Source organism: uncultured Campylobacter sp., assembly GCF_937890585.1.
Lineage (GTDB): Bacteria > Campylobacterota > Campylobacteria > Campylobacterales > Campylobacteraceae > Campylobacter_A.
This window is the reverse complement of the sequence record NZ_CALACG010000290.1, coordinates 1-2054: the sequence shown is the minus strand read 5'-3', so window position 1 is coordinate 2054 and position 2054 is coordinate 1. Positions and strand designations below refer to the sequence as shown.

At 42.6% G+C, this 2054-nt stretch carries 3 protein-coding genes; all 3 read left to right on the top strand.

The window, feature by feature from the left end; translation table 11 throughout:
- A partial coding sequence (locus Q0296_RS08725) for an enoyl-ACP reductase (RefSeq protein WP_298039434.1) occupies positions 1-610 on the top strand: 610 nt, incomplete at its 5' end.
- 34 nt (positions 611-644) lie between these two features.
- Entirely contained in the window at positions 645-1190 is a 546-nt protein-coding gene (gene pgsA, locus Q0296_RS08720) for a CDP-diacylglycerol--glycerol-3-phosphate 3-phosphatidyltransferase (RefSeq protein ID WP_298039431.1), read from the top strand.
- 2 nt (positions 1191-1192) lie between these two features.
- A partial coding sequence (locus tag Q0296_RS08715) for a hypothetical protein (protein WP_298039429.1) occupies positions 1193-2054 on the top strand: 862 nt, incomplete at its 3' end.

Below are 2054 nucleotides of genomic sequence, written 5' to 3'. Positions count from 1 at the left end.
GATAAAAGCCAGAGCCTACGCGCTAAATATCCTTGAGCCAGAGACCTATAAAGAGCTATTTTTAAAGATAGATGAGGACTTTGACAGGGTTGATTTTTTCATCTCAAACGCTATCATCTCAGGCCGCGCAGTAGCTGGCGGATACACTAAATTTATGAAGCTAAAACCAAGAGGCATAAACAACATCTTCACAGCAACCGTAAATGCCTTTGTCGTAGGCGCGCAAGAGGCTGCAAAACGCATGGAAAAAGTGGGCGGCGGCAGCATAATCAGCCTAAGCTCAACTGGAAATTTAGTCTATATCGAAAACTACGCAGGCCACGGTACGGCAAAAGCAGCCGTTGAGGCGATGGCAAGATACGCTGCTACCGAGCTTGGCGAGAAAAACATCCGTGTCAATGTCGTAAGTGGCGGCCCTATCGAGACAGACGCGCTAAGAGCCTTTACAAACTACGAAGAGGTGCGCGATATGACGGCAAAGCTTAGCCCTCTAAACCGCATGGGACAGCCGACTGATCTAGCAGGAGCATGTCTATTTTTATGCTCGTCTAAGGCTAGCTGGGTGACTGGGCATACATTTGTGATAGACGGCGGCACGACATTTAAATGAGAAATTTGAAATTTACAGGCAAAAAGGCATATTTGTGAGTTTAAATTTACCAAATGCACTGGCATTTTTTAGGATATTGCTAGCTCCACTTATGTTTTTTATGCTCGTAAATGCACCAGAAATTTTTGCGCAAATTCATATAAGCTGGATAAACTACTTCGCAGCTCTCATCTTTGTGATCGCCTCGGTAACTGACTTTTTTGACGGATATATCGCTAGAAGCTGGGATCAAAAGACCAAGCTTGGCGCTATCCTTGACCCACTAGCTGATAAGATGCTGATCTTAGCTGCATTTTTAGGCCTTATGATGCTTGGCAGAGCGAGCGCTTGGGCTGTTTATCTTATCTTGGTAAGAGAGTTTTTTATAACTGGCTTTCGTGTCGTGATGGCAAGTGATGGCGTCGAGGTTGCAGCTTCGATGGCTGGCAAGGTAAAAACCGTCTCGCAGATGTTTGCGGTTGGATTTTTGCTGATGAGCTGGCCTGGTGGTGAGCTTTTGCTCTGGATCGCTGTTGCGCTCACGCTTTATTCTGGATTTGAGTACATTTTTGCCTACGTAAAAGCGATGAAAAAGAGTTAAATTTGAGCTGCGACCTGCAAGAGATTATTCTAAAACGCACTGCAAATTTAGAGCCAGCACTGCAAAAACAAGCCAAAAAACTAAATCAAAAGATCATCAATACATCTTTTTATCATAATGCCAAAAATTTAGAAAAGATCGGCGCTGTGATCAGCCCCGAGCTAAATGAATTTTTATTAAGCTGCGCTTTAGAATACGACAAAACCCATGCAGATAAATTTGATACGTTTGATAACGACGTAGAGACTTTGCGTGGCATTTGGAGTGCGATGAGCTTTTCAAAAAGCCCTGACATTTTGGACTATCTGAGCATGCAAGCAACTCGCTCGGTATCGCACCACTCGTTTGCCCACAGATATATCTTTGAAATTTTACGCTTGCAAGAAAGAGCTGGCCGTTCGCATCCGCTACTTGCAAAGCTTTATAACTATTATGATGGCTTGCAAGCAAAACTACCTATATATGAGCTTTTGCGTCATATCGGCGTAAGCCCTGCTGATCCTTATGATTTTAATATCTCGCTAAATGCTGTAAATTTTGGCTACTGGTTTAGCAATCAAGGCTTAAGCGATGATGAGCTAGCTAGCAAATTTCACTTAGAAATTCGCCTTTTTGCCCCTTTTATAAATGACCACACATTTGAGATAGAGCTTAGAAACGACGCTGTGCCAAGGGCTAGAGTAAATTTTAACGATGAGGGCATGAGCTTTTTGCAAGAGTTGCCAAATGATATTTTGCCCTGCCATGATATTTTAAATTTACAGCCATTTGTTGATCAAATAAAGTCACGTTTTGATCTGAAATTTGACTTAGACGATAAAGATAAAACTTATTTTAGCGTCGGCAAAGGGCTAAATAGAGCCA